Below are 6,286 nucleotides of genomic sequence, written 5' to 3' on the forward strand. Positions count from 1 at the left end.
ATTTTTTATATTTATTTCGTTCACTACAGGTGAACTAATTTCGTCCCGATGAAATCGGGACTTATTTCATCCGCCTCTGGCGGATTTATTTCACGCTAATTAATCTCTTTTTCTCTGAAACTATCTTAAACTTTATCCATACCGTATTCTTAGGCAATATCTTGCGAACCTTCTCTGCCCATTCTATCATAATAATATTTTTTGGACTGGAAACAATTTCCTGAAAATCTAAAGCTAAAATGTCTTTGTGATTCTTTATCCTATAACAATCAATGTGATATAAATTGCCGTAATTCTTCATTAGAACAAAAGTCGGGCTGGTTAGCCGTGCTTTAATTCCTATTCCTTTGGCAAATGCTTGGATAAAAGTAGTTTTGCCCGCGCCCAGGTTGCCGATTAACCCGAAAACTAAAGCATTTTTCTTGGTATTCTTGTATTTCAGAATCTCTTTGGCCAAAATTCTTGCCAAATTCTGCGTCTGTTTCTGGTTTTGCGTAATAAATTGTTCCACCCCGTACTAGATTTTCGACATATTTATACTAGTTTTGTCGAAATCAATCAATGTTTATTATTTAATAATCTATTATTTGTTTAATTTTACCACGATTGCGGTCCGATGGACATCGGACCAGTCGAAAATTCAGTACCGGGGTCCATTGGCTCTATTCTATCAGCTTTTGATGATTTTGGGAATGAATAAAACCCGCCTTCGTCGAGACTTCGGCGGATAAACTTGCAAAATTTAGAGTTTTGATATAAGATGAGGGAATGGCATTAAAGAATGAAGAAAAACAAAAAAGGGCAGATGCTAAAATACAGCAACTTCGCCGAGACCAAGAAGAACAAAAAGCTAAAGACCTAGCCGATGAGCTAGGTTTTCCTTATTTGAATTTAAGAATTTCCGCAATTGATGATGAGGCGTTAAATATCTCCGATGAAATAGAATCAAAAAATGCCAATGCAGCAATAATATTAAAAAAACAGAAAGAATTATTTGTCGCTATTGCTGATCCGCGCTTAAAACAAACAAAATCTTTTATAAAAAATCTTGAAGACAAAAATTACCAGGTGAAAATAAACATAGTTTCAGAAAGCGGATTAGAAAAGGCATGGGAAAGATATAAATTCGCTCAACCGAAAAAAGTTGAAATAATTGAAAAAATTGAAATCAGCACTTCAGAACTGGAAAAAATTCAAACCAGTATCAACACCGTCCAAGACCTGAAGAAAGAATTAGAACAGCCTAACATTCCTACTACTCAACTTTTAAATATAATTATGGCTGCTGGATTAAAATTAGAAGCATCGGATATCCATTTTGAAACCGAAGCAGGCAATACAACCAGATTAAGATATCGGCTGGATGGAATCCTACAGGATGCAGCTGATATCTCAACAGCGTCCTATCAGCTTCTGCTTTCAAGAATCAAAATGTTGTCTAAATTAAAAATCAATATCCATGACGTCCCTCAGGATGGAAGATTCAGTTTTAATTCAAAGGATAAGGAAATTGAAATCAGAACCTCAATTATTCCGGCAGATAACGGAGAAAATGTTGTTTTAAGAATCCTTGACCCCAAAACAATTGGATTAAAATTAGAAGATTTGGGGATTCAGAATTTTGATTATAAAGTTATTGTAGATGAATTAAAAAAACCAAATGGAATGATTATCACTACTGGCCCGACTGGCTCAGGCAAGACCACATTGCTTTATGCTTTTCTAAAAGCTGTAAATGATCCTGGTTCGAAAATTATTACACTTGAGGATCCTGTTGAATACCATTTAGAAGGAATTGAACAAACTCAAGTTGAAGCAGAAAAAGGTTATACCTTTGCCAGTGGCCTGCGCTCAATCTTACGGCAAGACCCGGATATAATTCTAATTGGAGAAATCAGGGACGCAGAAACAGCAACAACCGCGATTAATGCGGCTCTGACTGGTCATTTGGTATTTTCAACACTACATACCAATGATGCAGCAGGCGCGATTCCGCGTTTGGTTGATATGAAAGTCAATCAAACAATGATTCCACCAGCATTGAATCTGATCATTGCCCAAAGATTAATCAGAAAAGTCTGCTCCAAATGCTCAATAGATATAAAACCAGATACAGAAATATTAGAGAAAATAAAAAATGGCTTAGCGGAATTACCAAGCCGAGTACCCAAGCCAAAATTGGATGATATTAAAATAAAAAAAGCTTCTGAACAAGGATGCGCTTATTGCAATAATACTGGCTATAAAGGAAGAATCGGAGTTTTTGAATTATTTATCATTGATGATGCGATGGAAAAAATTATTCTTAAAACTCCGTCTAATGTTGAAATTAAAGAATCGGCAATCAAATCCGGAATGGTTTTAATGAGACAAGATGGACTATTAAAAGTACTACAGGGCATCACTACAATGGAGGAAGTAGAAAGGATTTTGGGTTAAATTTTTTCTAAATTATGGAAAAATTAATAAAAAATAATTACGCTTTTATTGATAGTCAAAATTTAAATTTATCAATTCGGAATCAAAATTGGATTTTAGATTTCAAGAAATTTAGAAGGTACCTCAAAGACAAGTACGCTATAATGAAAGCATTTATTTTTATTGGTTATGTTCCGGAAAATCAAAATCTATACACCGGACTACAAAAAGACGGATATATTCTAATATTTAAACCAACCCTTAAGCTACCTAATGAAAAATTTAAAGGCAATGTCGACGCGGAACTAGTATTGCACACAATGATAGAATATCCGAATTATGATAAGGCCTTAATAGTTACTGGCGATGGCGATTTTCATTGTCTGGCAGATTATCTAATTAAACAGAATAAATTATTGAATTTAATGATACCGAATAGAGAACAATATTCTTCATTGTTCAGAAAAATGATGTCGTATGTTGTTTTTATGAACAATTTAAAGCACAAATTAGAATACAAAAAGCAAATTTAAAAGAGGCATTGCCTCGGGACGAAACCCTTTGGTTAGCCTCTCATCGTGATGTTATCATCGTATATCATAGAAATTCGGATGTCAATAGCTTAATATAAAAGATGGGTCGCCGAAAATTGTTTTTGCAATTCTCAAACGACCCAATAAACTCAGAGAAATTTATTTTGAAAAGAACAAAGTCCTTTCCAATAACCTGCAGACAAGCGACATTCGGCTTAGGATCCGAAGTTTAGAATCTTTCCGAGGAATACTTCAGTTGGAACCTCAACAAGGAGGAAACCAAAACATCCTATACTAAGAAAAATTCCAAAGGGTAAGTATTTGTTAAAATTGGTTACCCTTGTTGCCTGCAGATTATTAGAAAGGAATTTATATATTATCATTATAGCAGATTAGTAAATGCTTGTCAAGTCTATGCACACAGATCCAAAAGAAAAAATAGAAGACCAGATACTGGATAAAACTCTTCGGCCAAATCAGCTCGGAGAGTATTTTGGCCAGGAAAAAGTCAAAAAAAACCTTAAAGTTTTATTAGAAGCAGCGAAAAAACGCGAAGAAGCTGTTGAGCATATACTCTTATACGGCGGTTCTGGCTTGGGCAAGACAACTTTAGCGCATATTATCGCCCGCGAACTTAATAAAAATATCAAAATCACTTCTGGCCCGGCAATTGAAAAGATTGGTGATCTGGCTTCAATCCTCACCAACCTGGAAAAGGGCGATGTTCTGTTTGTTGACGAATGCCACCGCCTGAATAAATTGATTGAAGAATATCTGTATCCGGCAATGGAAGATTTTTCTCTGAATATTATTATTGGTAAAGGACCGTCAGCCAGAAGCATCCAACTTGATATTCCGCCATTTACCCTAATTGCTGCTACCACTAGAATCAGTTTACTCTCCTCTCCTCTACGTAACCGCTTTGGTGCAACTTATCATTTGGATTTTTATGAAGAAAAAGATATTGAAGATATTTTGAACCGCTCTGCAAAAATTTTAAACATTGAATCAAGCCAAGACGGATTAAAAGAAATCGCCAAAAGGGCAAGAAAAACCCCAAGAGTGGCAAATCGTTTATTAAAAAGAGTCAGGGATTATGCGCAGGTGCACGGACAAGGCAAAATTGATAAAGAAATCACAGAACAGGCGTTAGAAATGATGGAAATTGACGAACTTGGGCTCGAACCGATTGACAGATTGATTGTTGCAACGATTATTGAAAAATTTAATGGCGGACCAGTGGGTATTGAAACAATTGCTGCTGCTACATCCGAGGAAAGAGATACAATTTCCGATATTTACGAACCATATCTAATGCAGGTCGGCTTTCTCGCTCGTACTCCCAAAGGCCGCGTCGTTACCCCAGCTGCCTACAAACACCTCAAACTCAACCCACCCAAATCAGAACAAGAAAAGTTGATTTAAAAAAAGAGCCACATGACTCTTTTTTGATTTTCTTTGGACTTTCTATTATAATAAAAGTAGAGCGAATAAATATATGCCCCGTACTGAATTTTCTACTGCTCCGACTATGGTCGGAGCGCAACGGGGCAATAAGATAAATAACGAATAGTTAATATTAATCATCTAAACTGGATATTTCGACAAACTCAGCATAAATATGTCGAAAATCTAGTACGGGGTATGAAAAAATTACTTTCAACAACAATTATTTTAATTGTTCTTTTTTTTATTCCAAAATTGGTTTTTGGAAACATAGTTATAAATGAAATTATGTACGATTTAGAGATTGGCGCAGATGGTGGCAGAGAATGGGTGGAAATTTTCAACAACAGCGACGCACCCATTGATTTAACGGGATGGAAATTTTGGGAAAATGGCACTAATCATGGATTAAATATAATCCAAGGCAGTATTAGCATCCCACAAAATAGCTATGCGATTATTACCGATAATTCAGATAAATTTTTAATAGACAATCCTGGATATTCTGGAATTCTTTTTGACAGCGCATTCTCTCTTAGTAATGATGGGGAGAATTTAATTTTAAAAGATAATGGTTTAGCTACTATAGATGAAGTATCTTATATTTCCTCTTGGGGCGCTCAAGGCAATGGGAGAACATTGCAAAGGGAAAATCCCAATGGGACTAATTGGGGAAGCGGGATTCCGACTCCGGGAATATTAAATAATATTTCTCCAGAAGAACCCGCCCCACCTTCAGAAAAGCCGGCAACTGAAGAGCCTGGGGAAACTCCAGCAAGCCAAACCAACGACAATCCCCCGATTGCTGATGCAGGCGACAATATTATTGGTTTTGTAAATCAGGAAATTATTCTTGATGGTTCTTTTTCATATGATATGAATGAAAACGAACTCCAATATTCCTGGAATACTGGAGACGGAAATTCATCAGACCATCAAATTGTCAGCCATATATACCAATATCCAGGCACATATCTTGCCACTCTTACTGTTTATGACGGCCGATATTACGTTTCAGACACAATTACTATAAAAATCCAGACAGCGCAAATCATAATCAATGAATTCATGGCAAACCCAAACGGAATAGATGAAGTAGAAGAATGGATTGAGATTTACAATGACGCTGATTCAATCACAGACATCTCTGGATGGCAATTGGATGATATTGCCAGCGGAAGCAAGGCATTTATATTCCCAAAAAATACTTTAATTGCGCCAAAAAGCTATTTGGTCTTCTCGCGGCAAACAACAAAAATCGCCTTAAATAATGACAAGGATTCCGTAAGATTGCTTTTGCCCGATGGCATTGTTTTTCAGGAAATAAATTACGAAAAACCACCCCAAGGTAAATCATCTGCCCGAACCGCTGATGGATTTGTCTGGTCAGAACCCACGCCAGGAATGGCAAATATTACAGGAATGATTGTGAACACCGATAAAGGCACTGCTTACCAACAAAACCCGGTTAAATCAGAAATTGTTAAAGAACCTTCAAAAGATTATGTGATAAATTTGCCTGATAATCAGATTGAAGGAGGTTTCGTGGAATTAACGCAGAATAAACCCACTTCTCCTGCCTCGCCGGCAGGCGGGTCAACAAATAATTTTGCCTCAATCAAACAATCCACACGGAATCCACTTAATCTCGCTTTACTGATTATCTCTATTGTTTTTGCTTCTGGATTCATCGGCTTATTATTGATTAAAAGATTGCCAAGTCGATAATTTTCTGCCAGAATTAAAACATATGCCCCGTAGTGAATTTTTGACTGATGCGGGGCCCCGTAGTGAAATTTCAACATTGCGGGAAAAAGAGCTTCGCTCAGTTGAAATTCTACTACAGGGCGGGGCATCATAATAATTTTAATTAGTCAAAAATCTACTAC

General features: G+C 36.4%; 5 protein-coding genes. 4 read left to right on the top strand and 1 reads right to left on the bottom strand.

Annotation, left to right across the window (positions count from 1 at the left end; genetic code table 11):
- Positions 1–85: 85 nt before the first annotated feature.
- Positions 86–511, bottom strand: coding sequence for a tRNA (adenosine(37)-N6)-threonylcarbamoyltransferase complex ATPase subunit type 1 TsaE (gene tsaE / locus KKI21_00540; protein ID MBU4284716.1), 426 nt, complete (start codon positions 509–511; stop codon positions 86–88).
- Between the two features lie 257 nt (positions 512–768).
- On the opposite strand from tsaE, the gene KKI21_00545 reads away from it, so the two are divergent.
- The 4 genes from KKI21_00545 (at position 769) to KKI21_00560 (ending at position 6,125) form a co-directional block, all read left to right on the top strand.
- On the top strand, positions 769–2,439 hold the full coding sequence (locus tag KKI21_00545; GenBank protein MBU4284717.1) for a GspE/PulE family protein: 1,671 nt from the start codon (positions 769–771) through the stop codon (positions 2,437–2,439).
- Positions 2,440–2,453: 14 nt separating this feature from the next.
- Positions 2,454–2,951 carry an NYN domain-containing protein gene (locus KKI21_00550; protein MBU4284718.1) on the top strand — a complete coding sequence of 166 codons (498 nt, stop codon included), beginning with the start codon at positions 2,454–2,456 and terminating at the stop codon, positions 2,949–2,951.
- A 399-nt stretch (positions 2,952–3,350) separates the two neighbouring features.
- Positions 3,351–4,376, top strand: coding sequence for a Holliday junction branch migration DNA helicase RuvB (gene ruvB / locus KKI21_00555; protein ID MBU4284719.1), 1,026 nt, complete (start codon positions 3,351–3,353; stop codon positions 4,374–4,376).
- A gap of 219 nt (positions 4,377–4,595) precedes the next feature.
- Positions 4,596–6,125, top strand: a complete 1,530-nt coding sequence (locus KKI21_00560; GenBank protein ID MBU4284720.1) for a lamin tail domain-containing protein — start codon at positions 4,596–4,598, stop codon at positions 6,123–6,125.
- Positions 6,126–6,286 lie beyond the last annotated feature (161 nt).

It is taken from the genome of Patescibacteria group bacterium, from assembly GCA_018897295.1.
Lineage (GTDB): Bacteria > Patescibacteriota > Minisyncoccia > RBG-13-40-8-A > RBG-13-40-8-A > JAHILA01.